This window comes from Streptomyces sp. NPDC054796, from assembly GCF_053611545.1.
Genome location: NZ_JBSHAO010000005.1, coordinates 51,786 through 77,373, shown reverse-complemented (window position 1 = coordinate 77,373; position 25,588 = coordinate 51,786). Strand labels below are relative to the sequence as shown.

At 71.8% G+C, this 25,588-nt stretch carries 26 protein-coding genes; 9 read left to right on the top strand and 17 right to left on the bottom strand.

Annotated elements, in window-relative coordinates; genetic code table 11:
* Positions 1–35: 35 nt before the first annotated feature.
* The 4 genes from ACWGJ2_RS06090 to ACWGJ2_RS06075 form a co-directional block, all read right to left on the bottom strand.
* Positions 36–1,169 (bottom strand): hypothetical protein, encoded by a 1,134-nt coding sequence (locus ACWGJ2_RS06090; protein WP_453344762.1) that lies wholly within the window; start codon positions 1,167–1,169, stop codon positions 36–38.
* Positions 1,170–1,260: 91 nt separating this feature from the next.
* On the bottom strand, positions 1,261–1,917 hold the full coding sequence (locus tag ACWGJ2_RS06085) for an FMN reductase (RefSeq protein ID WP_453344761.1): 657 nt from the start codon (positions 1,915–1,917) through the stop codon (positions 1,261–1,263).
* Positions 1,918–1,989: 72 nt separating this feature from the next.
* On the bottom strand, positions 1,990–3,108 hold the full coding sequence (locus ACWGJ2_RS06080; protein WP_453344895.1) for an LLM class flavin-dependent oxidoreductase: 1,119 nt from the start codon (positions 3,106–3,108) through the stop codon (positions 1,990–1,992).
* Positions 3,109–3,280: 172 nt separating this feature from the next.
* Positions 3,281–3,982 carry a copper homeostasis protein CutC gene (locus tag ACWGJ2_RS06075; protein WP_453344760.1) on the bottom strand — a complete coding sequence of 234 codons (702 nt, stop codon included), beginning with the start codon at positions 3,980–3,982 and terminating at the stop codon, positions 3,281–3,283.
* Positions 3,983–4,050: 68 nt separating this feature from the next.
* On the opposite strand from ACWGJ2_RS06075, the gene ACWGJ2_RS06070 reads away from it, so the two are divergent.
* From ACWGJ2_RS06070 to ACWGJ2_RS06050, 5 genes are all read left to right on the top strand, one after another.
* Positions 4,051–4,734 (top strand): HD domain-containing protein, encoded by a 684-nt coding sequence (locus ACWGJ2_RS06070; protein WP_453344759.1) that lies wholly within the window; start codon positions 4,051–4,053, stop codon positions 4,732–4,734.
* A 93-nt stretch (positions 4,735–4,827) separates the two neighbouring features.
* Complete coding sequence (locus tag ACWGJ2_RS06065; protein ID WP_453344758.1) at positions 4,828–5,448, top strand: TIGR03086 family metal-binding protein; 621 nt, start codon at positions 4,828–4,830, stop codon at positions 5,446–5,448.
* Positions 5,449–5,555: 107 nt separating this feature from the next.
* Positions 5,556–6,515, top strand: a complete 960-nt coding sequence (locus ACWGJ2_RS06060) for a LysR family transcriptional regulator (RefSeq protein WP_453344757.1) — start codon at positions 5,556–5,558, stop codon at positions 6,513–6,515.
* Between the two features lie 256 nt (positions 6,516–6,771).
* Positions 6,772–7,251, top strand: coding sequence for an RICIN domain-containing protein (locus ACWGJ2_RS06055; RefSeq protein ID WP_453344756.1), 480 nt, complete (start codon positions 6,772–6,774; stop codon positions 7,249–7,251).
* 274 nt (positions 7,252–7,525) lie between these two features.
* On the top strand, positions 7,526–8,818 hold the full coding sequence (locus tag ACWGJ2_RS06050; RefSeq protein WP_453344894.1) for a Cmx/CmrA family chloramphenicol efflux MFS transporter: 1,293 nt from the start codon (positions 7,526–7,528) through the stop codon (positions 8,816–8,818).
* 48 nt (positions 8,819–8,866) lie between these two features.
* Here the strand turns inward: ACWGJ2_RS06050 and ACWGJ2_RS06045 are convergent, their stop codons facing one another.
* From ACWGJ2_RS06045 to ACWGJ2_RS06030, 4 genes are all read right to left on the bottom strand, one after another.
* The gene (locus ACWGJ2_RS06045; protein WP_453344755.1) at positions 8,867–9,055 is read right to left on the bottom strand and encodes a DUF397 domain-containing protein; all 189 of its coding nucleotides are present in this window, start codon (positions 9,053–9,055) and stop codon (positions 8,867–8,869) included.
* Positions 9,037–9,891 (bottom strand): helix-turn-helix domain-containing protein, encoded by an 855-nt coding sequence (locus ACWGJ2_RS06040; RefSeq protein WP_453344754.1) that lies wholly within the window; start codon positions 9,889–9,891, stop codon positions 9,037–9,039. The genes ACWGJ2_RS06045 and ACWGJ2_RS06040 overlap by 19 nt, the downstream gene beginning before the upstream one ends.
* Before the next feature lie 565 nt (positions 9,892–10,456).
* Positions 10,457–10,723: a DUF4031 domain-containing protein gene (locus tag ACWGJ2_RS06035; protein ID WP_453344753.1), complete on the bottom strand. Its 267-nt coding sequence runs from the start codon at positions 10,721–10,723 to the stop codon at positions 10,457–10,459.
* Between the two features lie 46 nt (positions 10,724–10,769).
* Complete coding sequence (locus ACWGJ2_RS06030; protein ID WP_453344752.1) at positions 10,770–11,126, bottom strand: hypothetical protein; 357 nt, start codon at positions 11,124–11,126, stop codon at positions 10,770–10,772.
* Positions 11,127–11,232: 106 nt separating this feature from the next.
* Between ACWGJ2_RS06030 and ACWGJ2_RS06025 the strand changes: the two genes are divergently transcribed.
* From ACWGJ2_RS06025 to ACWGJ2_RS06010, 4 genes are all read left to right on the top strand, one after another.
* Complete coding sequence (locus ACWGJ2_RS06025) at positions 11,233–12,186, top strand: MurR/RpiR family transcriptional regulator (protein ID WP_453344751.1); 954 nt, start codon at positions 11,233–11,235, stop codon at positions 12,184–12,186.
* A gap of 100 nt (positions 12,187–12,286) precedes the next feature.
* Entirely contained in the window at positions 12,287–13,234 is a 948-nt protein-coding gene (gene murQ / locus ACWGJ2_RS06020; RefSeq protein WP_453344750.1) for an N-acetylmuramic acid 6-phosphate etherase, read from the top strand.
* A gap of 69 nt (positions 13,235–13,303) precedes the next feature.
* The gene (locus ACWGJ2_RS06015; protein WP_453344749.1) at positions 13,304–14,887 is read left to right on the top strand and encodes a PTS transporter subunit EIIC; all 1,584 of its coding nucleotides are present in this window, start codon (positions 13,304–13,306) and stop codon (positions 14,885–14,887) included.
* A 94-nt stretch (positions 14,888–14,981) separates the two neighbouring features.
* On the top strand, positions 14,982–15,572 hold the full coding sequence (locus tag ACWGJ2_RS06010; protein ID WP_453344748.1) for a Uma2 family endonuclease: 591 nt from the start codon (positions 14,982–14,984) through the stop codon (positions 15,570–15,572).
* 88 nt (positions 15,573–15,660) lie between these two features.
* Here ACWGJ2_RS06010 and ACWGJ2_RS06005 read toward each other — a convergent pair whose 3' ends face one another.
* The 9 genes from ACWGJ2_RS06005 to thrC all read right to left on the bottom strand — a co-directional run bounded on the left by ACWGJ2_RS06005 (position 15,661) and on the right by thrC (position 25,576).
* Positions 15,661–18,102: an ATP-binding protein gene (locus ACWGJ2_RS06005; protein WP_453344747.1), complete on the bottom strand. Its 2,442-nt coding sequence runs from the start codon at positions 18,100–18,102 to the stop codon at positions 15,661–15,663.
* 62 nt (positions 18,103–18,164) lie between these two features.
* Positions 18,165–18,815, bottom strand: a complete 651-nt coding sequence (locus tag ACWGJ2_RS06000; RefSeq protein ID WP_453344746.1) for a DUF6879 family protein — start codon at positions 18,813–18,815, stop codon at positions 18,165–18,167.
* Positions 18,808–19,077, bottom strand: a complete 270-nt coding sequence (locus ACWGJ2_RS05995) for a hypothetical protein (protein ID WP_453344745.1) — start codon at positions 19,075–19,077, stop codon at positions 18,808–18,810. The genes ACWGJ2_RS06000 and ACWGJ2_RS05995 overlap by 8 nt, the downstream gene beginning before the upstream one ends.
* 190 nt (positions 19,078–19,267) lie before the next feature.
* The gene (locus ACWGJ2_RS05990) at positions 19,268–19,954 is read right to left on the bottom strand and encodes a hypothetical protein (protein ID WP_453344744.1); all 687 of its coding nucleotides are present in this window, start codon (positions 19,952–19,954) and stop codon (positions 19,268–19,270) included.
* Positions 19,951–20,748: a hypothetical protein gene (locus ACWGJ2_RS05985; protein WP_453344743.1), complete on the bottom strand. Its 798-nt coding sequence runs from the start codon at positions 20,746–20,748 to the stop codon at positions 19,951–19,953. The genes ACWGJ2_RS05990 and ACWGJ2_RS05985 overlap by 4 nt, the downstream gene beginning before the upstream one ends.
* 367 nt (positions 20,749–21,115) lie before the next feature.
* Positions 21,116–22,744, bottom strand: a complete 1,629-nt coding sequence (gene groL / locus ACWGJ2_RS05980) for a chaperonin GroEL (protein WP_453344742.1) — start codon at positions 22,742–22,744, stop codon at positions 21,116–21,118.
* 528 nt (positions 22,745–23,272) lie between these two features.
* A complete protein-coding gene (locus tag ACWGJ2_RS05975; RefSeq protein ID WP_016472377.1) occupies positions 23,273–23,476 on the bottom strand; it encodes a cold-shock protein in 204 nt (67 codons plus the stop codon).
* Between the two features lie 517 nt (positions 23,477–23,993).
* Complete coding sequence (locus ACWGJ2_RS05970; RefSeq protein WP_453344741.1) at positions 23,994–24,272, bottom strand: MoaD/ThiS family protein; 279 nt, start codon at positions 24,270–24,272, stop codon at positions 23,994–23,996.
* Positions 24,269–25,576: a threonine synthase gene (gene thrC, locus ACWGJ2_RS05965; protein ID WP_453344740.1), complete on the bottom strand. Its 1,308-nt coding sequence runs from the start codon at positions 25,574–25,576 to the stop codon at positions 24,269–24,271. The genes ACWGJ2_RS05970 and thrC overlap by 4 nt, the downstream gene beginning before the upstream one ends.
* Between the last annotated feature and the right edge of the window lie 12 nt (positions 25,577–25,588).

The following is a 25,588-nucleotide window of genomic DNA, read 5'->3' as shown; positions in this document are numbered from 1 at the left end:
CCGACGACGGCCTTCTCAGTGTCCAGGAAGCGGCCTCACGCCTCCTCGTACGGGGCCCAGTTCCGTCCGCCGTCCTTCGAGGTCCACATGCCCTCGCCGTCGGCGATCCCGTAGAGCGTCCGGCCGAGGGGGACGACCTTGTCGAAGGCGACGGGCGTCTCCAGTCGGTGGAAGGAGGCGTTGGCGGGGGTGTCGGCCAGCCAGTAGCCCGCGTCGCGCTCGCCGATCAGGAGGCGGCCGTCGCGCAGCGCGGTCAGGGCGGGGTCGGTCAGGGAGGAGAGGGGGAGCCGCGATGAGTCCGTGAGGGTGCGCCAGGTGGCGCCCGCGTCCGTCGTCAGGACGAGGGCGCGCACGTGCGGGTCGGGCGCCGTCTCGTCCTCGGCGAGTGTGACGGCTGCCGTGCCGCCGTCGGCGGCGAACTCCTGCGGCGCGGTGCCTTCCGGCAGCCCGAACGTGTGCCGCCCGCGCTCCCCCTCGGCCCCCTTCGCCGTCAGCCAGGCGACGGACGCGTCCTTCTCGCCCCACATCGGCACCGACCACGTGGTGCCGGCGCGGTCGACGGCCGCGTGCTGGTTGTCGTCCGGCAGCCCGCCGAGCGGGGCGAGGGTGCGGGACGACGGGCGATAGGCGACGGTCGGCTCCAGCTCGTTGACCAGCACGTCTCCCTTGCGCACGGCCCGCGCGCCGTCCTCGGTGCGCAGCTCGCGCGCGTGGCCGCTCACGTCGAAGAAGAAGCCCTCGGTCTCCGCCTTCGGCGCGAACACGAACCCGCCCCCGACCCCATGGACCCGCCAGTACCGGTAGCCCGCCTGCCCGTGCTCGGCGGTCTCCTCGCCGTCCGGGCCGTAGACGCGCCAGGCGACGGCGCCGTCCTCGCCACCCTCCTGGTCGCGCAGGTAGTAGGCGAGCAGCAGCGACCCGTCCGTGGCGCGGGCGACCTCGCTCGGGGCCCCGGCGGCGTCGATGATCTCGTCGGCGTCCGGGTCGGGGTCGGCGAGGACGCGCTGGTACGCCATGTCGTCGACGGGTCCGGCGCCCGCCCCTGCCGAAGCGGAGGCGGAGCCGCCCCCGGCCAGCAGGGGCACGGCGGCCACGGCGAGCGCCACCGTGACCCGTGCGCTCCTGGCGCCCTTGCCGTGCCCGGTCCTCGTCCCACTGCGCGCCGCCATGCGGATCAGCCCCCTGCCGATGGTTCTCCCAATGGTTCCGTTGCGGGAGGGGACGCCGTGACGGAAGTGTCCAGTTCCGTCCGCCGTACGGTCAGCCCGTCGGGCGCAGCGCCGCGAGCTGTTCCTCGAAGGGGACGACCGCGTCGGGGTCGTACGCGTCCACCCCGGCACCCGCACCCGCACCCGCGCTCGCACCCGCACCACGGCCCCGCATCAGCAGGGCCAGCTCGCCCGCCGCCCTGTCGATACGCGCGTGCAGTCCCTCCTCCCCCGTACCTCCGCCCCAGTCCTCGGACGCGGCGTACACGCCCGTGGGCACCACGACGGCGCGCAGGTACGAGAAGAGGGGACGCATCGCGTGGTCCAGGACCAGCGAGTGGCGCGGGGTGCCGCCCGTCGCCGCGACGAGGACGGGCTTGGCGGCCAGCGCGGTGTTGTCGATGACGTCGAAGAACGACTTGAACAGCCCGCTGTAGGACGCCGTGAAGACGGGCGTGACGGCGATCAGCCCGTCGGCCTCCGTGACCGCCTCCACCGCCTCGCGCAGCGCGGGCGCCGGGAAGCCGGTGAGCATGTTGTGGGCGATGTCCGACGCCAGGTCGCGCAGCTCGACCACGCGCACCTCGACCGTACGGCTGCCGTCGTCCAGGCGCTCCCTGGCCGCCTCCGCCAGCCGGTCCGCGAGGAGCCGGGTGGAGGAGGGCTGGCTCAGCCCGGCCGATACGGCGACGAGCCTCAGGGGTTCCATCGTGTGCGTCCTTTCCCGCTGATGTCTTTGCGTGTACGTGTACGTATGCGTACGGGCCGACCGGCCTGGGCGTCAGGCCCCCGGCGTCGCGCCCACCGCCGCGCCCGTGCTCGCCGACGTGCCCGCCGACGCGACCCGCGCCGCGTGCGTCGGCCCCTCCGGGACCTCCGCCGGGCGCCCGGCGGCGAACTCCTCTCGCAGCACCGGCACGACCTCCTCGCCGAGCAGGTCGAGCTGCTCCAGGACCGTCTTCAGCGGCAGCCCCGCGTGGTCCATCAGGAAGAGCTGGCGCTGGTAGTCGCCGAAGGACTCGCGGAAGGTGAGGGTCTTCTCGATGACCTCCTGCGGGCTGCCGACGGTCAGCGGCGTCTGGTCGGTGAACTCCTCCAGCGACGGGCCGTGCCCGTAGACGGGCGCGTTGTCGAAGTACGGGCGGAACTCGCGCACCGCGTCCTGCGAGTTCTTCCGCATGAACGCCTGGCCGCCGAGCCCGACGTACGCCTGCTCGGGCGTGCCGTGCCCGTAGTGCGCGTAGCGCTTCCTGTACAGCTCGATCAGCCGCTGGAAGTGCTCCTTCGGCCAGAAGATGTTGTTCGCGAAGAACCCGTCTCCGTAGTACGCCGCCTGCTCCGCGATCTCCGGGCTGCGGATGGAGCCGTGCCAGACGAACGGGGCGACCCCGTCCAGCGGGCGCGGCGTGGAGGTGAAGCCCTGGAGGGGCGTGCGGAAGCGGCCCTCCCAGTCCACGACGTCCTCGGTCCACAGCTTGTGCAGCAGCGCGTAGTTCTCGATGGCCAGCGGGATGCCCTGCCGGATGTCCTTGCCGAACCAGGGGTAGACGGGCCCGGTGTTGCCACGGCCCATCATCAGGTCCACCCGGCCGTCTGCCAGGTGCTGGAGCATCGCGAAGTCCTCGGCGATCTTCACCGGGTCGTTGGTGGTGATCAGCGTCGTGGACGTGGAGAGGATCAGCCTCTCCGTTTGCGCGGCCACGTAGCCCAGCATCGTGGTGGGTGAGGACGGCACGAACGGCGGGTTGTGGTGCTCGCCGGTCGCGAAGACGTCCAGGCCGACCTCCTCGGCCTTCTTCGCGATGGCCACCATGGCCTTGATCCGCTCGTGCTCGGTCGGGGTCCGGCCCGTCGTCGGGTCGGCGGTGACGTCGCCGACCGTGAAGATCCCGAACTGCATGATCCTCTTCACCACCCAGGTAGTTTATCGTTCAACTAGCCCCTGGAACCCCGCCGCCCACCGCACTATTCCCCGCCCCGGCTACGGGCCCTCCGACCCAGGGACCATCCCGCAGCCTCGCAGCTCAGCGGCCCCATCGCCCAGCCGCCCGGCCGCCCCGCCGCCCGAACCCTCAGCCGCCCAGCGCCGCGCGCCACTCCCGCACCCGCGCCGCCTCGACGGGCGAGCCCCAGCCGTGCGGTCGCGCGGCGCCGCCGATATGGAAGGCGTGGACGCCCTCGGCGCGCAGCCCCGCCACATGGTCCAGGCGCAGCCCGCCCCCGACCATCAGGGTCTGCTCGTAGCCGGGCTCACCCGCGGCCGTGCGGGCGGCCTCGGCGCGCAGCGTCTCCAGCCCGTCGTCGACGCCGTCGGCCGAGCCCGCCGTGAGGTACGCGTCGAGCCCCGGCACGTCCGCGAGCCGCTTGCGCAGCCCGTCGCGGTCGGCCGCCCTGTCGATGGCGCGGTGGAAGGTCCAGCGGCAGCCCCGTACCGCCTCGGCCAGCGCCTCGACGGCGGGCAGGTCGGGCTGGCCCGCCTCGTCGAGGAAGCCGAGCACGAACTCCTCCGCGCCCTCGGCCCGCAGTGCCGTCGCCCGTGCGCACAGCGCCTCGACCGCCTCCTCGCCCCCCGACGAGAAGCCGTCCGAGGCGCGGAGCATCACGCGCACGGGGATGCCGACGGCCGCGCGGACCGAGGCGACGGTCTCACGGGAGGGCGTGAGGCCGTCGGCGGCGATGTCGGTGACCAGTTCAAGGCGGTCGGCGCCTCCGGCCTGCGCGGCGCGCGCGTCGTCAGCGTCGAGGGCGATTACCTCAAGAATTGGTCTAGACATATAACAAAGCCTGCCATACCCCGGTCAGCCCTGGAAGACGCCGATCATCACGGAACACAATTGTTCCCATGGCTACGACCGAGGCGCACCACGAAGTCCACGACAGCCTGCTCTCCCGCTGGGCGGCGCTGCTCGTCAGCGCCCGCGACGGAGCACAGGACCCGGACCCCTACCCGTACGGCGAGAACCTCCTCGCCCGCTGGAGCGAGCCACAGCGGGAGTACCACACGACCGAGCATCTGCTCCACGTCCTCAACCGCGTCGACGAGCTGGCCCCGCACTCCCCCGGCGCCGACGTAGACGCGGTCCTGCTGGCCGCCTGGTTCCACGACGCCGTGTACCGCCCCGACCGCAGCGAGAACGAGGAGCGCAGCGCCCGCCTGGCCGAGCTGGCCCTTCCCGAGGCGGGGGTGTCCGAGGCGCGTACGGCCGAGACGGCGCGCCTCGTCCGGCTCACCGTCACGCACGACCCGGAGCCCGGCGACGCGGGCGGCGAGCTGCTGTGCGACGCGGATCTGGCCGTGCTGGCCGGATCGCCCGAGGAGTACGCGCGCTACGCCGCCGCCGTGCGCCAGGAGTACGCCTTCGTCCCCGACGACGCGTTCCGCGCGGGCCGCGCCGACGTGCTGCGTCAACTCCTCGGCCTGCCACGGCTCTTCCGCACTCCGTACGCGCAGGAGCACTGGGAACGCGTGGCGCGGCGGAACGTGGGCACCGAGCTGGAGCTGCTGACGGCGGCCACGGACGAGTGACGGCACCGGGCTCCCGAGGCCCAGGGCGTCCGGGCTGCCGGGCTGCCGGGCTGCCGGGCTGCCGGGAAGCGGAGCCCGTCGCACCATGGACACATGGCACGCGACGAAGGAACATCCGAAGGCACACGCGAAAGCACCCACGAAGGCATGCGGCTGATCGACGCCTACGACACGGCCCTCGACGAGTTCGACCGGCTGGTGCACCGGGCCGGGGACGACCAGTGGGACGACGGGACGCCCTGCACCGACTGGTCCGTCAGGGACCTGGTCAACCACCTCGTCAGCGAACACCTCTGGGCCCCCTACCTGCTCGGCGGCTCGACACTGGAGGAGGTCGGGGACCGGTTCGACGGGGACGTGGTCGGCGACGACCCGGTACGGGCCTGGGAGAAGGCCGCGAAGGGGTCGCGGGAGGCGTTCCACAGGGACGGCGCGCTGGAGGGGCAGGTGCACGTCACGGGCGGCCGGATCCCCGCGGCCGACTACGGGTGGCAGATGACCACGGACCTCGCCGTGCACGGCTGGGACCTGGCGCGCGGCATCGGCGTGAGCGGGACCGTCATCCCGGACGAGCTGGCGCGGACGGTCCACGAGCGGGTCGCGCCGCAGGTCGGCAGTTGGCAGGGCGCGGGGATCTTCGACCCGCCCGTCGAGGTCCCGGACACGGCGAAGCCGCAGGACCGCCTGGTGGCGCTGCTCGGGCGCGAGCCGTGAGAGGAGCCCGGTGGACCGGGCGGGCCGGGCGGGCCGGGCGGGCCGGGCGGGCCGGGTGAGGCGAGGGGAGTCTTACGGGGCGGTGGGCTGACCGGTAAGTTCGCTCCATGGCAGCGGACGGTGAGAGGGCACGGCGCACGTCCACCGGCCCTGCCGGGGGCTCTGACCCAAGCATCCACCAGTTGCGTCTGTTCCTCACGCTGGCCGAGGAACTGCACTTCGGGCGCGCCGCCGAGCGGCAGTTCATGACGCAGCCCGCGTTCAGCCAGCAGATCCGTTCCCTGGAGCGGCGGCTGGGACTCCGGCTGGCCGTGCGCACCTCGCGGGCCGTGGAACTCACCCCGTCCGGGGAGGCGTTGCTGCCCCAGGCCCGTGCCGTCACGGAGGCCATGGCCGAGCTGCGCCACGTGGCCGCGGTGCGCTCGCGCGGGGTCCACGGGCGCCTCGCCATCGGCACGCTCACCGCCGAACCGGCGATGCCGCACACGCGCGCGATCCTCGACGAGCTGCACAGGCGGCGCCCTGAGCTGGAGATCGGGATGCGGAGCCTCAACTTCGTCGACCAGTACGCGGCTCTCGCCCGCGGTGATGTGGACGTGGCCTTCCTGCGCCCGCCCGCGCCTCCCGGGATCCAGACCCAGGAACTGGCCGAGGAGGCCCGCGTCGTCTGCCTCCCTGCCGACGACCCGCTGGCCGACGAGGAGCACCTCACACTGGCCCAGCTCTCAGGGCGTGCCGTGGTGGCCATGCCGCCGGAGTCCCCGCGGGTGTGGCGCGACTACTGGGCCATGGACCCGCGTCCCGACGGCACGCGCGTCCGCTTCGGCCCGCTGGCCGTGGACGTGGAGAGCGTGCTGCACGTGGTCTCCCAGCGCCGGGCCATCGGCTTCCTCCCCGCCTCGGCCCGCGACTTCTATCCCCGTCCTGGCGTCGTCTACCGGGACGTGGCGGACGTGCCCGTCTGCACGATGGCGCTCGCCTGGTCGGCCAAGAACCGCGACCACCCCGACGTCGCCCTGATCCGCGAGGTCGCTCGCTCCGTCCTGCGCGACCTCGGCGGCCCGTAGGCCTCCCGCAGGTCCCCCGTCGAGACGCCGATCGCCAGAGGATCGATAGAAGATCGATAGAGGGATCCCTATCGATCGGCCACCGCTCCCTATCGGGGAACCGTTGTCCGCGTTGCGAGTGCGATGACAGGCTCATGGTCGTGGCGCTCACCTGTGCCACGTCGGACGGGGACGCGACGCCGTGGCCGCCGCTCACGGCGGTTTTCGGCGTGCGCACCCCCGCAGCGATCTCACATGACGGGGAGAATTCATGCGTATGCGTGCGCGTATTGCCGCGGTGGGTGCCGCGGCCCTGGTGGCGGCCGGTTCGCTCGGCCTCGGCTCGGCCACGGCGCAGAGCGGCAGCGACGTCGCGCCGATGGGCCAGGAGGTGAGCTTCAAGAACGTGGGCACGAGCGAATGCCTGGTCGGCCAGGACACGGGCGGCCTCGCCTCGCTGCCCTGCAACGGGCTGCCCGCACACTACTGGGACGTGAACGAGGTGGGGCCGAGCCTGTTCACCCTCACCAGCATGCAGTCGGGCCTGTGCCTGGACGACAGCGCGGCGGGGCTGCGCCAGGCGCCGTGCAACGGCAGCGACTTCCAGAAGTTCGAGATGACGACGTTCGCGAACGGCGACAGCAAACTGAGGAACGTCGCGACGGGCGGCTGCGTCGAGGACGCCCGGCGCGGCAACGACGGGATCCGCGCGTTCCCCTGCAACACCTCTCCGCACCAGAACTGGGTGTGGATGTGAGGGAGATGCGAGGGAGGAGCCGCCTGCCCGGAAGGCGGTGACGCGGGGGACGCGGCCCCGGACGGGGGACGGGGCCGCACCGTGAACGGGACGTAACTCCCGGCGAAGGTCCGGCGAAGGAACCGTCCAGGGGGCGCCGGGAGGAATGTCCGTCCTGGTGGCGGGGTTGGTGACAGGCATGCCTGCCGATCCCGATCACGCGCCGTCCCGCGCGCCCGCACCCGCCACCACCCCCACCCGTTCCGAGAAAGACCCGGCGAAGAACCGCACCCGGATGCCGCTCGCGGTGTACATGCTGGGCTTGTCCGTATTCGCCCTGGGTACGTCCGAGTTCATGCTGTCCGGGATCCTGCAACCCCTCGCCCGCGACATGGACGTCTCCATACCGCAGGCCGGGATGCTGATCTCCGCGTTCGCGGTCGGGATGGTCGTGGGCGCGCCCGTGCTCGCCGCCGCCACGCTGCGGCTGCCGCGCCGCACGACGCTGATCGCGCTGCTCGCGGTCTTCGGGCTCGGCCAGGTCGCGGGCGCGCTGGCTCCCACCTACGAGGTCCTCTTCGCGTCCCGCGTCATCAGCGCCCTCGCCTGCGCGGGCTTCTGGGCCGTCGGCGCGGCCGTCGCCGTGTCGCTGGTCGCCGAGAACGCGCGGGCCCGTGCGATGGCGGTCATGGTGGGCGGCCTCAGCGTCGCCAACATCGCGGGCGTGCCCGCCGGGGCGCTGCTCGGGCAGCACGCGGGGTGGCGGTCCGCGTTCTGGGCCGTGGCCGCGCTGTCGGTGGTCGGCCTCGTCGGGGTCGTCGCGCTCGTCCCGCGTACGGCGGTGCCGACCGGCGACGACCGGCCGCGACTGCGCAGGGAACTGCGCATCTACGCCGACAAGCAGGTCTGGCTCGCGCTGATCACCATCGCCCTCAACGCCGCCGCCGTCTTCGCCCTCTTCTCCTACCTTGGCCCGCTGCTGACCGACGCCGCCGGGCTGGACGAGAGCTGGGTGCCCACCGTGCTGGGGCTGTTCGGGCTCGGCGGCCTGATCGGCACCGCGATCGGCGGGCGCATCGCCGACGCGCACCTGTTCGGCACGATGTACGGGGGCATCGCGGCGTCGACGGCGGTCCTGGCGCTGCTCGCCCTCCTCGCGCACAGCGCGGTGGCCGCGATCGCGCTGGCCCTGCTGCTCGGGGTGACGGCCTTCACGACGGCCCCGGCGCTGAACGCGCGCATGTTCAACGTCGCCGACGCGGCCCCGACGCTGGCCGGTGCGACGACCACGGCGTCCTTCAACATCGGCAACACGCTCGGGCCCTGGCTCGGCGGGCTGGTCATCAGCGCGGGCTGGGGCTACCCGGCCGTCGCGTGGGTCGGCGCCGCGCTGGCCGCCGCGGGCGTCGTGGCGACGGCGGTGGCGTCCCGCGTCCACCGCACGCGGGGCACCCGCGAGGCGGGCGCGCTCACGGGTACGGGTAAGGGCGCGGGCGGTTCGGCGCCCCATTCCCCGTCCCGCGTCGTCGCCTCCCACACCCCGGACGCCGACGCCCAGTCCCTCTCCCCGGCCGACGCACCCCGCTGACGGCACTATGGGCGGGGCCAGGGGCACGCGCCTCTGGCCCCGGCTGCCTCAGAGGGACGCGACGAACGCGCTCCAGGCGTCAGCGCCGACGGCTATGACGGCCCTCTCGGGGCGCTTGCTGTCACGCACCGGCACCACGCCGGGGAACTGGTCGGCCACCTCGACGCAGTCGCCGCCCTCCTGATTGCTGTAGCTGGACTTGCGCCAGATGGCGGCGCTCAGGTCGGGTCGGGGCACGCGAAGCACGGCGGGATTCCTCCACTACGTCTGAGCAAGTCGGCCGACCCAGCCGAGGGGAGCGCCAAGGCTCGCAGCCGGTCGTAGGTCGCGGCAGAACCCTCCACCTCCTCGGCCTCCTCCACAAGTTGACCCGAATCCGCGCCCTCCGTGTATGCCACACGAGATCCGTCCGGCATGCGGAGCAAAGTGAGCGAACCGCCGAGCGCGGAGTGTTCCCCTGAGCTGAACGGCAGAACCTGGATCGTCAGCTTCTGCCCCGCCTCACCGTCACGGAGCAGCCGGAGGATCTGCGCGCGCATGGTGCCGCTGCCCCCGACCTCACGCCGCAGCACCGACTCATCCAGCACCACCCACATCTCCGGCGCATCCGGCCCCCGCGGCCGAGCCTGCCTGTCGAGACGAGCCGCGAGCCTCTCGTCGAGCTGCTGCTGACTTCGCAGAGTACGTCCTACGCGAAGGAGCGCTCGGGCGTATTCGGGAGTCTGGAGCAGACCGGGCACGACATGCGCCGCGTACTGCCGGATCTCCAACGCCTTGGCGGAAAGACCTATGAAGCGCTGCGACCAGTCCGGGAACGACTCCCGCCGGACATATGGCCAAAGGTCAACGAGTAGCCCATCAGCATCGAGCACATCATCGAGCTTCCTCGCGAGATCGAGTGTGGGCCGGGCTCCTGTCGCCCCCTCGATCTGAGAAATTCGTGTGCGCACCACAAAAATCTTCGCAGCCAACTCCTCCTGCGTGAGCCCAGCACGCTGCCGCAAGCGCGACACACGTCGCCCGAAGAGCACCGCCATTGTGGGGGCGCCAACGACTTCCTGATCCTTGGCCATTGACTAACTCCCGACGTTACGGCTCGCGCCGTAACGCCAACTCCGCCCGCAAGTTGACCGCGGTGCTGAACGCCGTACCCCCGTCCCAGACGTAGCGCGTGCCGTGGAAGAACCCAACGTCTCCGTATTCGCCGAACTCGCGGCCCGTGTCGACGCGTTAGGGCGGGCAGTGAACGCCCAGCTCTACCGGGAGCACCCTCAGGACCGGCCCTGCGCCGTCCTGTGCGTGGTCTGCGTGGTCTGCGTCCGGGCCGGACGGCAGCCGTATCCCTCTCGGATCACCAACCCAAGGAAGTGAACCGATGTCCCCCACACACTCACCGGAACCCGAGAATTCTCGTGTGCGTCGTCCTGCCGAAAGAGACGCGTACAGGACTTTACGATCAGACGCGAATTCGGGCTCGGGATTCGGAACCGCCGCAGGCGTTTTGCTCTCGATCTCGGTAATGGTCGCGTGGATCGCCATCATCATGGCTCCCGTTCTTCATCGGGCGCCCTAGAAAGCCGCGCACCGGAAAGGGGACGCGCCCCCGTGCGCGGGGTGTCTGCCCGTGGCGTCCCCGCGTCACGGGCCCCGACGCTTGCGCCGCCGCAGCCCCGCCTCCGTGAGGCGCCGCAGCAGTTCCTTGCTGCCCACTTCACGCGCACCGGCCCGCACGGCGTCGGCGTACCGCGTGCTCGGGACGTCGTAGTGGTCGCCGTCGAAGGCGCGGCGCGGGCAGCCGATGGACGCGGCGAAGGTGTGCAGTTCGTCGTAGGAGATGTCGCTGACGAGGTGGGACCACATGCGGCCGTGCCCCGGCCAGTCCGGCGGGTCGATGTAGACCGTCAACGGACCCCCCTCACCGCACGGGTCACCGTCACCGCACGGGTCACCGTCACAGCTTCCGCCCCAGCGCCCCCACCCGCGCGACCGAGGTCGTCGTCTTCACGCAGACCCAGTGCGGGTCCTCCCCCAACTCCGGTTCGACGTCCAGCGCGTGCGGGTCCGTCCCCACGCACACGGGGCACAGCGGCCAGCGGCCGTAACGGTCCAGGAGCGCGTCCTGCACGTCCTGCGCGACCAGGCCGCCCACGAAGGCGACGCCCTCGGGCCACTGCTGGACCCACCACCGGCGATGGGTGATCGACTCCTCGACGAGCGAGACCACGTCAGGCTGCGCGACCTCGCTCGCCTCAAGATCGGCGAGCACGAGCGCCCGCGCCGCGTGAAGTGCCTGCTCAAGCTGATCCATGTCTCCATTGCACCAGACACGGCGCGCCCGCGTCCCGGCGAACCGGCACACCGCCGACGTGCCCCGGACCCTTGACTGCGCCGCGTGCCGAAAATATCTTCCACCTGTGACGACAAAACTGAAGGAAACTTTCGCCAGCGGTGCGGCGGACCCCGCCCCCTCCGGCATACGTCCCGGACCACCGGGCCCCGCCGCGCTCGCGGCGAAGGTGCGCACCATGGCGCCGTCGATGACCCGCTCGATGCAGCGCGTCGCCGAGGCCGTCGCCGGTGACCCGGCGGGCTGCGCCCAGCTCACGGTGACAGGGCTCGCCGAGCGCACGGGCACCAGCGAGGCGACCGTCGTCCGCACCTCGCGGCTGCTCGGCTACCCCGGCTACCGCGATCTGCGCCTCGCGCTGGCGGGGCTCGCGGCGCAGCAGGAGTCCGGGGCCGCGCCGTCCGTCACGGCGGACATCGCCGTCGACGATCCGATAGCCGACGTCGTCGCCAAGCTCGCGCACGACGAGCAGCAGACCCTCGCCGACACCGCGGCGGCGCTGGACACCGCGCAGGTCGAGGCGGCCGTCACCGCGCTGGCAGCGGCGCGTCGCATCGACGTCTACGGCGTCGGCGCCTCCGGTCTCGTGAGCCAGGACCTCGCCCAGAAGCTGCTGCGCATCGGCTTCGTCGCGCACGCGCACGCCGATCCGCACCTCGCCGTCACCAACGCGGTCCAATTGCGCGCGGGCGACGTGGCGCTCGCCATCACCCACTCGGGCCGCACCGTCGACGTCATCGAACCGCTGCGCGTCGCCTTCGACCACGGCGCCACGACGATCGCCATCACGGGGCGCCCCGACGGGGAGGTCGCGCAGTACGCGGACCATGTGCTGACCACCTCGACGGCGCGGGAGAGCGAGCTGCGGCCGGCGGCCATGTCGAGCCGTACGAGCCAGCTTCTCGTGGTGGACTGCCTGTTCATCGGGGTCGCGCAGCGCACGTACGAGACGGCGGCGCCCGCGCTCTCCGCCTCCTACGAAGCGCTCGCCCACCGCCACACGCCCCGCCCCACCCGCTGAGCCGCAAGCCGCACACCGCACACCGCACACCGACGAGACGACGCGCATACGGGGACGAAGGCGCGCCCGCGAGAAGACACGAGAAAGAGCCGCACCCTTCATGACCTCCTCCCCCACCGACGCCACGTACAGCGCCCTGCGCGCGCAGTTGGAGACGCTGACCACCGAGGCGTTCCGCAGCGAGCTGGCCGAGATCGACCAGCTCCCCACCCTTGAGATCGCCCGCATCATGAACGGCGAGGACACCACCGTGCCCGGTGCCGTCGCCGCGCAGCTCCCCCGTATCGCCGAGGCCATCGACGCCACCGCCGCGCGCATGGCCCGTGGCGGACGGCTCATCTACGCGGGCGCGGGCACGGCCGGGCGCCTCGGCGTACTCGACGCGAGCGAGTGCCCGCCCACCTTCAACACCGACCCGGACGAGGTCGTCGGCCTCATCGCGGGCGGCCCCTCCGCCATGGTCACGGCGGTCGAGGGCGCCGAGGACAGCAAGGAGCTGGCCGCTTCCGACCTGGACGGCATGGGCCTGACCAGCGACGACACCGTCGTCGGCATCTCGGCCTCGGGCCGCACCCCGTACGCCGTCGGCGCCGTCGAGCACGCGCGTGCCGCGCACGGCGCGCTCACCATCGGCCTGTCCTGCAACGCCGGCTCCGCGCTCGCGGCGGCGGCCGAGCACGGCATCGAGGTCGTCGTCGGCCCCGAACTGCTCACGGGCTCGACCCGGCTGAAGGCCGGTACGGCGCAGAAGCTCGTCCTCAACATGCTCTCGACCATCACCATGATCCGCCTGGGCAAGACCTACGGGAACCTGATGGTCGACGTCCGCGCGTCCAACGAGAAGCTGCGCGCCCGCTCGCGCCGCATCGTCTCCCTCGCGACCGGCGCCGACGACGCGACGATCGAGTCCGCGCTCACCGAGGCCGACGGCGAGGTCAAGAACGCCATCCTCATCGTGCTCGGCGAGGTGGACGGGCCCACGGCCGCGCGCCTTCTCGACACGTCGGGCGGACATCTGCGCGCCGCGCTCAAGTCGGCCCACACCTGAGCCACCCACGACCCACCCCGCCCCCGCCCTTTCGCACCCCTGCACCTCAAAGAAGAGCGACTGCACCACATGAGCACCAGCACGCACCAGAACCGTCAGATCGCCGAGGCGATCCTGCCCCTCGTGGGCGGGCCCCGGAACGTCACCTCCGTCACCCACTGCATGACCCGGATGCGCCTGGGCCTCGCGGACCGCTCCCTGGTCGAGGACGAGGCACTGAAGGCACTGCCCGACGTGATGGGCGTCGTCGAGGACGACACGTACCAGATCGTGCTCGGGCCCGGGAAGGTAGCCCGCGTCACCCCGGAGTTCGAGGCACTGGTGGCGGAGGCGAGCGACACGTCCGACGCGCCCGACGTGCCCGACGCGCCCAGCACGGACCCCGCGAAGGACACGGCCCCCGACCGGAGCACCGGCCCCAAGACAGCCGAGGAGCTGGCGGCGGAGGGCGCGGCCCTGCGCGCGGCCCGCAAGCAGCGCAACGCGACCCCCGTGAAGCTCATGCTGCGCCGCATCGCCAACATCTTCGTGCCGCTCATCCCTGCCCTCATCGGCTGCGGCATCGTCGCGGGCATCAACGGCCTGCTCACCAACCTCGGCTGGGCCCCGGGCCTGGTCCCGGCGCTGGGCGCCATCGCGTCCGGCTTCATGTCGCTGATCGCGGTCTTCGTCGGGTTCAACACGGCCAAGGAGTTCGGCGGCACGCCGGTGCTGGGCGGCGCCGTCGCGGGGATCATCGTCTACGCCGGGGTCGCCGACATCTCCGCCTTCGGCCAGAAGCTCGCCCCAGGGCAGGGCGGCGTGCTGGGCGCGCTCTTCGCGGCACTGCTGGCCGTACAGGTCGAGAAGTGGTGCCGCCGATGGGTCCCGGAGGCCGTCGACGTTCTCGTCACGCCCACCCTCACCGTCCTCGTCGCCGGCCTGATCACCCTCTACGGCCTGATGTTCGTCTGCGGCGAGATCTCCACCGGCATCGGCCACTTCGCGAACTGGCTGCTCCAGCACGGCGGCGCCTTCGCGGGCTTCGTCCTGGGCGGGCTCTTCCTCCCCCTCGTGATGCTCGGCCTGCACCAGGCCCTCATCCCGATCCACACCACCCTCATCGAGCAGGACGGCTTCACGATCCTGCTGCCGATCCTCGCCATGGCCGGTGCGGGGCAGGTCGGCGCCGCCGTCGCGATCTTCCTGCGGCTGCGCCGCAACACGTCGATCCGCAAGACGATCCGCTCGGCGCTGCCCGCCGGATTCCTGGGCGTGGGCGAGCCCCTGATCTACGGCGTCTCGCTCCCCCTCGGCCGCCCCTTCATCACCGCCTGCGTGGGCGGCGCGTTCGGCGGCGGCGTGGTCGGCCTCTTCTACCAGCTCGGCACGTCCGTCGGCTCCACCGCCATCGGCCCCTCGGGCTGGGCCCTGTTCCCCCTCCTCAAGGGCAACCAGGACCTCGGCTCCATCGCCGCGATCTACGGCCTCGGGCTGCTCGCGGGCTACGCGGTCGGCTTCACCGCCACCTACTTCTTCGGCTTCAGCAAGCAGATGCTGACCGACCTCAACACCGCCCCCGCCCCTGAGCCCGAGCCCGCCCCCGCCGACAATCCGACGGAGCCCGCGCCGTCGAAGACCCCGGCCCCGGCAAACGCGAACGCCAACGCCTGACGAGGCCCGCCTTCCGGACCCGCCCCTCACCCGTTCGGAGGACAGGCGGGGAATCCGGCCGAGTACGCTGAGTCCGTCGGCGACGATACGGCTCATGGGAGCAGCAGTGATGAGTGTCGAGCCCGAGTACGAATGGCCGCGCCCTCCCCAGGGCGGATACACGGCCGACGACCTGGACCGGCTGCCGAATCTGCCTCCGCACACGGAGCTGATCGACGGGAGCCTCGTTTTCGTGAGTCCGCAGACAAACTTCCACACGCTCATGATCGATGTGCTGGTGATGCACCTTCGACGTTGTGCGCCGCCGGAAGTCAAGGTCAGGCGCGAGATGACGGTGACGCTCGGCCGCGGCGACCGCCCCGAGCCGGACATCATGCTGCTACGGGCGGACGCCGTCACGGGCCCGGAACAGACCACGTACCACCCCGAGGACGTGCTCCTCGCCGCCGAGGTCGTCTCCCCCGACTCCGTCGCCCGCGACCGCGAGGCCAAGCCGCGTAAGTACGCCGCAGCGGGCATCCCCCACTTCTGGCGCGTCGAGAACGACGGTGGCCGCGCGATCGTCTACGTCTTCGAGCTGGAGCCCGCCACCCGCACCTACGCGCCGGTGAGCATCCACCACGACCAACTGAAACTGACGACCCCGTTCCCCCTCGACATCGACCTGACGGAAGCCCAGCACTGACCACCCCCGCCCCCAACGCACCCGCACCCGCACCCGCACCATCGGCCCGCATGAGGGCCCGGCTCAGCACGCCGGACAGCGCGCGAGGTCAGTCGCCGGAGCCCGGGTCCGGGGCCGGATCGGGTTCCGGGTCCGGGACCGTCGCGAGACGGTGGTCGATCTCCGCACGCATCCGCACCGTACGCGGATCGTCGTAGCGGCCGAGGAGCCGCAGCGCCTCCGCCCAGGACCGACGCGCCTGGCCCGGGTCCTGGATCTCCAGAGCCCGGGCCAGCCCGTCGAGAGCCGCGGCCTCGTTCCACGCGTCACCGAGTGCGCGGTGGGCCGCCACGGCGCGACGGTGGAACGCGACGGACTCCGTAACCCGGCCGATCCGGTGGTAGGTCGCCCCGGCCCCCTGCCAGGCGAGCGCCTCCCGGCTGTGGTCCCCGAGGCGCCGGTGGAGCGAGGCGGAGCGGTGGTAGGAGACGAGCGCGTCGCCGGAGCGGCCGAGCGCTTCTTGCGCGTCGCCGAGCGCCAGCAGCCAGCACGCCTCCATCACGTTGCTGCGCAGGTCCAGGGCCAGCGCCACCGCTTCCTCCGCAGCGTCCAGCGCCTGCCGCGGCTCGACGCGGTCGAGGTGGATCCCGCTCAGGATCCACAGCGCGTTGCCGACGCTCCGGGCGGCGCCTTCGTCCCGGTGGACCGTCAGCGCCCGGTGGATCGCCTCGTCCGCCTCGGCCAGCCGCCCGGCCCGGAAGTGCACGAGGGCGAGGTTCGCGACGGCGACGGTCTGCCAGTGGCCCTCGCCCAGTTCCGTGAAGAGGGCCGCCGCCTGCTCCAGTCGCTCCGCCGCCGGGGCCAGCTCCCGCCCTCGCAGGTGCACCAGCCCGAGCGCGTTGAGCGAGGCGGCCTCACCCTCCCTGTCGCCCGTGTCGCGGCGGATGAGCAGGGCGTCTCCGTGGCAGTCGAGCGCCTCCGCCAGCCGGTTGAGCTTGGTGTGGGCGAACCCGAGGTCCTCCAGGAGGAGGGCCTGCGCGGGCCGGTCGCCCAGCCGCCGGGCAGCGGCCAGCCCGATCCGGCCCATCGGCAGCCAGTCCGTCGTGAGGGAGGACGGTGCCTTGGCGTTCCACAGCACGACGGCCAACTGCCAGGCGTACCGGTCGAGACCGGCGCGCTCGGCCGCGCGGGCCAGCGGGAGGAAGTTGGGGTGTTCCCGCTCGGCCCAGTCCACGGCCTGGTCGTAGTCCGTGAAGGCCGCCGGTGACACCTGGGCCTCGGGCTCCCCCAGGTCCAGGTGTGCCTCCGCGGGTCTGATCCAGCTCTGCGCGGCGTCGGCCGTCCGCACGTACCAGTCCAGCAGCCTCCGCAGCGCGGCGGAGCGCTCCTCGGCGGCCTCTTCCCCCTGGGCGCACTCCCCCGCGTAGGCACGCAGCAGATCGTGGAACGCGAACCGGTCGGGTGCCGTCTGCTCCAGCAGATGAGCCCCCGCCAGCACGTCCAGCAACTGCCGTGCCCCACGCTCCCTGACGCCCGCCAGCGCCGCGACGGCGCCGATCCCGAACTCGGGCCCCGGATGCAGCCCGAGCAGCCGGAACAGCCGTGCGGCATCCGGGGACAGCGCTCGATAGGACCACGTGAACACCGCGCGCACGGCCTCGGCCTCCTCCTCGTCCCCCGTGCTGAGCGCGTCCCACAGCGCCGATTCGTCGCGCAGATCGGCGATCAGATCGTCCAGTCGCATGTGGGGATGCCCTGCGGCGCGTTCCGCCGCGATACGCAGTGCGAGCGGCAACCGCGCACACAGCCGGGACAGCTCGACGAGCTTGTCGACGTCGTCCGGGACCGGCCGGTACCCGGAGGTCACCGCACGCAGCAGCACGACGGCTTCTTCCTCGTCCAGGGTGCCCAGGGTCAGCCGGTACGCGCCGTCCCGCACGGCGAGTCCGGACAGCCGTCCCCTGCTGGTCACCACGGTCAGACAGCGCGCTGTCCCTGGCAGCAGCGGGCGGACCTGGGCGACGGTGGCCGCGTTGTCCAGGAAGATCAGCATCCTGCGGTCCGCCAGCAGCGAGCGGTACAGCGCGGACGCGTCCGCCGGATCGGCCGGAACCTCCGCGGGGGCGACCCCCAACGCGCTCAGGAACCGCGGCAGCAGTTCCTCCGCGGTGACCGGCTCCCCCGGGTCGTAGCCGCGCAGGTTGACGTAAAGGTGCCCGTCGGGGAAGTGGTCCCGTATCTGGTGCGCCCAGCGCAGCGCGAGCGAGGTCTTGCCCGCGCCCGCGGTGCCGACGATCACGCAGACGGGCGCCACGAACGGCTCGCCCTCGCCGGAGAACGCCTCGTTCAGACGGCGGAGTTCCTGCGTACGATTGACGAAGTTCCGTACGTCGCCGGGAAGCTGACGTGGCCTCGGAGGCCGGTCGCGCTTCGGTTCGTCGCCATCGGCGGGGGCAGGGGCGGGTGCGTGGAAGTGGACGCCGCCGCTCACCTGGCCCGCCTGCACCACATCACGGGAGGAGCCCGACAGGTCGGAACGCGTCCCGCTCACGGGCCCGTCCCCCTCGCCCTCCCTGTTCTCCCCACCTTCGCCTTCGCGTTCGCCGCTGATCCCTACCCCTCCGTCGTCCGGGAAGCGGGGGGCCGACGGCCGAGACAGCGGTCGGTGTAGGACATGGCGTCCTCGCCGTCCGCGTAGAGGTGTTCGATGAACCTCTCCCAGCGCCCGACGAGTTCCGGACCGGTGAACCTGACGCAGCCGTCGAGCAGTCCCGCGTCGGTGTAGACCACCTCGTAGAGCACGTCACCGCCCAGCGTGACGACCTCCGGCAGCATGCCCCGGCCCTCCCAGCGCTCCAGTGCCCCGGCGCCGACGACCCGGACCGGCATCCCGCTCTCGGCCTGGACCCGCAGGGAGTGCAGCTCCCACCACAGGTAGGGCGTCAACGGCTCCTCCACCACACGGACGCGGTGGAAGGCGGAGTCCCTTTCCTCGTCCTCGCGCGCCACCTCGCGCCAGTGTTCTCCCCGCTGCACGGCGAGCCGCAGCGCCTCGTCGTAGTCGCCGCGGCGGAACGCCTCCCAACTGGGCGAGTTCAACTCCTGGAAGTGCTGCCGCCGCTCGAACTTCCAGCCCGCCCGGCCTGTGATCGCCTCCTTGTACCGCTGGAAGTCGCTCCTGTAGGCGTCAAGTCCGAGCCGCTCGCCGAGATCGCGGTCGAGGGTGAGGTCGAGGCCGGAGGAGAGCGGCGTACGGTCAGACATCGGCGATGTCCGGCTTCGCCGCACGGAGCGTGTTGCCCGGGATGACGACCAGCCGCTCTCCCCGCGAGATCCTGGCGTCCGGCGGAAGCCGGTCCGCGTACTCCACCGTGAGGTCCCGGCCGATCACCGCGATGTCGCCGTTGTCCAGCTCCCAGATGTCGGGGCAACCGGTCTCGTCCTCCGTGTTCCCCAGTTCCTCGGCGGTCTTCCCCAGCCTGCGTGTGAACAACGCGGCCGGATCGGCCTCCCACACTCGTGCCATTCGAACCCCACCCCACTCCCTTGGCGATCACGCCACGTCATGGATTACTTTACGGAGGGTGACGAGTGCGGGCAACGCCACTACCGGACAGGTCGCGTCCCCCCGCCGCCCAGCCGTGAGGGGCCCGGCCGCCGGAAAACGCCCGCGCGGCCGGGCCCCTCGTGTCGCTGGACGCATCGCGCGTCGCGCGTCACATCCTCAGCAGCCGGTCCATCGCCTCCCGGTACTGGCGCAGTGCCAGCCGGAGTTCCTCGGTCTCGGCCGTGCCGGCCGGGCCAGCAGGGCTCGACACGGCCTCGCTGGGCCGGCCGCCGTAGTGGTCGTCGCCGTCCGGCTTGGCCGCCGCGCCGCGCCAGGGTTCGCGCAGGGCGCGCTGGCGCTCGACGAGCGCGTCGGTGATGTGGCGGCTCAGTTCGTCGAAGACGGCGTCCGCCTCCTCGACGGACCGGCGCGGCCCGTCCACGAACCCCGTGACGGCGTGCTGGAGTCGCTCGGCCAGGCGGTCGCGTTCGGTGCCGGGCACCAGCGGGCCCGCGTGGGGGTGCGTGGACTCGCGCGGGTCCAGGGGCGGTTCGTCGGCGCCGGGCCTGTCGGCGCCGCCCCGCTCCGCCGCCGAGGTCACGGGCGTGCCGGCGCTCCTCGGCGGGCCCGGATCAGCGCTGCCGCCGCCGCTGCGCCGGGGAGCCGCGGCCGTCTCGGCACGCGCCCCCGTGGGGGGAGCGCCGGGCGGCGGGCCCGTCGGCGGCACGGGCGGCGGGGTCACGGGCGGTGCCGTGGTGCCCGGCGGCGTGCTGGCCGGGGGTGCGGTCGGCGGCGGTGTGGTGGGCGGCGGGGCCGCGCCGGGACGGTTCTCGTGGTCGTCCATGTCCCTGCTCACGGCGTCTCACTTCCCCTCGTCCGGTGGCGGCGGTTTCCGCCGATGGGCCAGCGCGAGTGCGTACGTCCGTCGTTCGCGTGGGCGCGCCCGTCATGGGCCCCTGGGCTCCCGGGGGCCCCGGGCGGCGCGGCGCCGGGTGCTGTGGAGCCGGGGGCCGGGGTGCCGGGCGTGGCGGTCCCGCCGGGCGTGGCGTCACCGGGCGCGCCGGAACCCGCCGTACCGGGACCCGTGGTCACCGGGCGGCGGCCCTTGCCCGCCGTCGCGGGACGGTCCTCGGCCAGCGCGTCGAACAGCGCCCGCGCCTCCAGCATCGCCTCGCGCATCCCCTCCGTACCGGCGCGGCCGTGCGCGGCGGCGTGCACCATGCGGTAGCCGTGGATGTGGTGGGCATGGTGCACGGACAGCGCGTCCATGTGCTCGTCGGGCCGGTCGACGCCCGGGAAGCCGCGCTCCTGGGCGAGCCCGGCCAGCAACTGGTCGGCCTCGGCGATGGCCTCGTTCGGTGAGTCGACGAACCGCTCCTGGGCTCCGGCCCAGCGGATCAGGTACTGCTCCCGCACCTCGGGGGTCAGCGGCTGGAGCCGCAGGCGCCCGTACCGCCTGACGCGCTCGTCCAGTTCGTGTTCCGCCGCCTTGACGTCACCGTTGTGCCGCGCGAGGACCCGCTCGTACTCGGGGCCGAAGCGCCGTTTCAGACCGCCCTTGCCGCCGCCTTTCGCGCGGCTCATATAGAGGGCACCGGCGGCGAGGGCGACCACCACCAGTACCAGGATCACGATCACGACTGCGGTCATGTGTCCCACCCCGGGCTTTCGTCTCTCGTAGCTCGTGCGGCTCGTGGAAACCTGCCCGGTCCGGTTAGCCCCGCTGCGGCGGGCTAAACCGCCGTGGGCGCGACGGCGGCCGAAGCACCCGCCGCGCACCGCGCGCCCGTGCCCGGCCCCCTCCGTACGCCCCCCGTACGTGCTCACGCGCGCGACCCCCGTATGAGAATCCGTACGCCTCCTGCGGCACACCCCCCTCCACCACCCGCCCCCGGAGAACCGACTCCGGGAACCGCCCCTGACACGCGCCGAGGGCGGCACCCCCGTGCAGGGGATGCCGCCCTCGGTCCGATCCGTACGGCGTGGAGCCGCCGATCCGCCGGGAAACTCCGGTGGATCAGAAGTCCATGCCACCGCCCATGCCACCGGTCGGGTCGGCGGCGCCGGCCCCGGCCTTCTCCGGCTTGTCGGCGATGACGGCCTCGGTGGTGAGGAAGAGCGCCGCGATGGAGGCGGCGTTCTGGAGCGCGGAGCGCGTCACCTTGGCCGGGTCGATGATGCCCTCGGCGATCATGTCCACGTACTCGCCGGTGGCGGCGTTGAGGCCGTTGCCCGGGGTGAGGTTGCGGACCTTCTCGACGATGACGCCACCCTCGAGACCGGCGTTGACCGCGATCTGCTTGAGCGGGGCCTCCAGGGCCAGCTTGACGGCGGCGGCACCGGTGGCCTCGTCGCCCTCCAGCTCCAGCTTCTCGAAGACGCTGGACGCCTGGAGCAGAGCCACGCCACCACCGGCGACGATGCCCTCCTCGACGGCGGCCTTGGCGTTGCGCACCGCGTCCTCGATGCGGTGCTTGCGCTCCTTCAGCTCGACCTCGGTGGCGGCACCGGCCTTGATGACGGCCACGCCGCCGGCCAGCTTCGCCAGACGCTCCTGGAGCTTCTCGCGGTCGTAGTCCGAGTCGCTGTTGTCGATCTCGGCGCGGATCTGGTTGACGCGGCCCTGGACCTGCTCGCTGTCACCGGCACCGTCGACGATGGTGGTCTCGTCCTTGGTGATGACGACCTTGCGGGCGCGGCCGAGCAGCTCCAGACCGGCGTTCTCCAGCTTGAGGCCGACCTCCTCGGAGATGACCTGACCGCCGGTGAGGATGGCGATGTCGCCGAGCATGGCCTTGCGGCGGTCGCCGAAGCCCGGGGCCTTGACGGCGACGGACTTGAAGGTGCCGCGGATCTTGTTGACGACCAGCGTGGAGAGAGCCTCGCCCTCGACGTCCTCCGCGATGATCAGCAGCGGCTTGCCCGACTGCATGACCTTCTCCAGCAGCGGAAGGAGGTCCTTCACGTTGCTGATCTTGGAGTTGACGATGAGGATGTACGGGTCCTCCAGCTCGGCCTCCATCCGCTCCATGTCGGTGGCGAAGTAGGCGGAGATGTAGCCCTTGTCGAAGCGCATGCCCTCGGTGAGCTCAAGCTCCAGACCGAAGGTCTGCGACTCCTCGACGGTGATGACGCCTTCCTTGCCGACCTTGTCCATCGCCTCGGCGATGAGCTCGCCGATCTGGGCGTCGGCGGCGGAGATGGAGGCGGTGGAGGCGATCTGCTCCTTGGTCTCCACGTCCTTGGCCTGCTCCAGCAGCGCGCCGGAGACGGCCTCGGTGGCCTTCTCGATGCCGCGCTTCAGCGCCATCGGGTTGGCACCCGCGGCCACGTTGCGCAGGCCCTCCTTGACGAGCGCCTGGGCGAGGACGGTCGCGGTCGTCGTGCCGTCACCGGCGACGTCGTCCGTCTTCTTCGCGACCTCCTTGACCAGCTCGGCGCCGATCTTCTCGTAGGAGTCCTCGAGCTCGATCTCCTTGGCGATGGAGACACCGTCGTTGGTGATCGTGGGGGCGCCCCACTTCTTCTCCAGCACGACGTTGCGGCCCTTGGGCCCGAGGGTGACCTTGACGGCATCGGCGAGCTGGTTCATACCGCGCTCAAGGCCGCGCCGCGCCTCCTCGTCGAACGCGATGATCTTGGCCATGTGAAGTGGTCCTCCCGGACTGGGGGTCCCCCCGGCGAAGCCAGGGTACGGATGATCCGGACCGCGCTGGCGCCCGCGACGGACGGCCTGCAACCCGGGCGGTTCCTTGCACCCACCCGGCTGCGGGCCTCACCGACCCGGTCCTTCGTTGTCACTCTCACTCGTAGAGTGCTAACGCCAATGATTAGCACTCGACCCCCGCGAGTGCAAGCGGCTGCGGCGGTTCGAAGGCCCGGCGCGGGGTGCTCGGCGGGGCGCGTGTATACGCGCGCGGACGTGCGCGGCTGTGCGCGCGGACGTGAACAGCCCTCCGGCACGAGTCCGCGCGCCCCACCGGATCCGCACACCTCGCCGGATCCGCACGCGCTCCGTATCCGACGGTACGACTCCGGACCGGTCGGCCGGTCCGGGCCCCCATGAGCCGGGCCCCCATGAGCCGGGCCCCGGACGAAAACGGCCCCCGGACAGACATGAGGGGCCGCATCCGAAGATGCGGCCCCTCCACGCTCTGCGCAGTCTGGTCGGCGCTCAGCCGGTCACGCGGACCATGTCCGCCTGCGGCCCCTTCTGACCCTGCGAGATCTCGAACTCGACCCGCTGCCCTTCGTCGAGAGTGCGGTAGCCGTCCATCTGGATCGCGCTGTAGTGGACGAACACGTCCGCACCACCGTCGACCGCGATGAAGCCGTACCCCTTCTCCGCGTTGAACCACTTGACGGTGCCCTGAGCCATTCCTAACTCCCCTATTACTGGCCCTTGCACGAGCCCGCACTTCACGAACCCGGGTCAGACCTCACTTCTGCCTAAGCGGAAGCGTGCGCCGGAACGCGTCGACCGCGGCTGAATGTATCTGCACGGACGCCCTCTGCAACAGGTCAATCGGACGAGAATTCTGGGTACGGCCGATCGGGAATAAACGCTGAAGTCCCTTGAAATCAGGGCAAGTCGGGCCGGGCATAGGCCACCAACACGACAATTGCGGCCTCGTTTTGGGGCACAACTTGTCGCGTTCTCATATGCGCTGGGCGCGCACGGGGGAGGGAAGTGACGCCACCCTATCGCGGCCCGGAATGCGGAATCGCTCCCTCCGGTCGGATCAGGAGGGAGCGATTCGACAATATTCGATGCGTTGACCGTTCACGGACGCTTCGGGCCCGTCATCAGTGAAGATTCAACGAAGACCCATCGAAGAATCATGGAGGCCGGGGGAAGCGGACCCTGCCGGGCCCCCGCCGGACCCCGTCGGGACTCAGCAGCCGCCCGCGACGGCCGGGATGATGGAGACACCCGCGCCGTCCGGCGTCGGCGTCTCCAGGCCCTGCTCGAAGCGGACGTCGTCGTCGTTCACGTACACGTTGACGAAGCGGCGCAGCTTGCCCTCGTCGTCGAGAACGCGCGCGCCGATGCCCGCGTGGTTCTTCTCCAGGTCCGTCAGCACCTCGGACAGCGTGGCGCCCTCGGCGCTCACTTCGGCCTGGCCACCGGTGTACGTACGGAGGATGGTGGGGATACGGACATTCACGCTCATGATGCGAGGCCAGCCTCTCGGAAGGAGTCCAGGTTCGGACGGATGATGGCGGAAGGACCGGTGGTCGGGGCGACCGCGTCCAGGGTCTTGAGTCCGTCGCCCGTGTTGAGGACGACGGTGGTGAGGGAGGGGTCGAGCTGCCCTTCCTCGATCAGCTTCTTGGTCACGCCGACGGTCACGCCGCCCGCGGTCTCGGCGAAGATGCCCTCCGTGCGCGCCAGCAGCTTGATCGCGTCGACGACCTGCTCGTCGTTCACATCCTCCACCGCGCCGCCCGTACGGCGTGCGATGTCCAGGACATAGGGCCCGTCGGCCGGGTTGCCGATGGCCAGCGACTTGGCGATCGTGTCCGGGCGCACCGGGCGCACGACGTCGTGCCCGTCCTTGAATGCGCGGGAGACGGGCGAGCAGCCCTCGGCCTGGGCGCCGAAGATCTTGTAGGGCTTGTCCTCGACGAGCCCGATCCTGATCAGCTCCTTCAGACCCTTGTCGATCTTCGTGAGCTGCGAGCCCGAGGCGATCGGGATCACGATCTGGTCCGGCAGCTCCCAGCCGAGCTGCTCGCAGATCTCGTACGCGAGCGTCTTCGAGCCCTCGCCGTAGTACGGGCGCAGGTTGACGTTGACGAACCCCCAGCCCTCGCCCAGCGGGTCGCCGATCAGCTCGGAGCAGAAGCGGTTGACGTCGTCGTAGTTGCCCTCGATGCCGACCAGGTCGCCGCCGTAGACGGCGGCCATCACGACCTTGCCCTGCTCCAGGTCGTGCGGGATGAACACGCAGGAGCGGAAGCCCGCGCGGGCCGCGGCGGCGCCGACGGCACCGGCCAGGTTGCCCGTCGACGAGCACGACAGCGTGGTGAAGCCGAAGGCGCGGGCCGCCTCCACGGCGATGGCGACGACGCGGTCCTTGAAGGAGTGCGTCGGGTTGCCGGAGTCGTCCTTGATGTGGAGGGACCCGGTGATGCCCAGCTCACGGGCCAGGTTGTCGGCCTTGACCAGCTTGGTGAAGCCCGGATTGATGCTGGGCTTCGAGGCCACGTCGGCGGGGACGGGCAGCAGCGGCGCGTACCGCCAGATGTTGTCGGGGCCCGCCTCGATCTGCTTGCGCAGACCCTCGGGGTCGCCGCTGGGAAGGTCGTAAGCGATCTCCAGCGGCCCGAAACACGCCTCGCACGCGAAGACCGGGCCGAGCGGGATGCGCTCCCCGCACTCACGGCAGGAGAGCGCGACGGCGGGGCCGAGATCGACGGTGGCGTTGTTCTGCGGGGATACGGTGTCCTGCTGCTCAGCAGCTTGCACAGCCATGGAGGCGAGGCC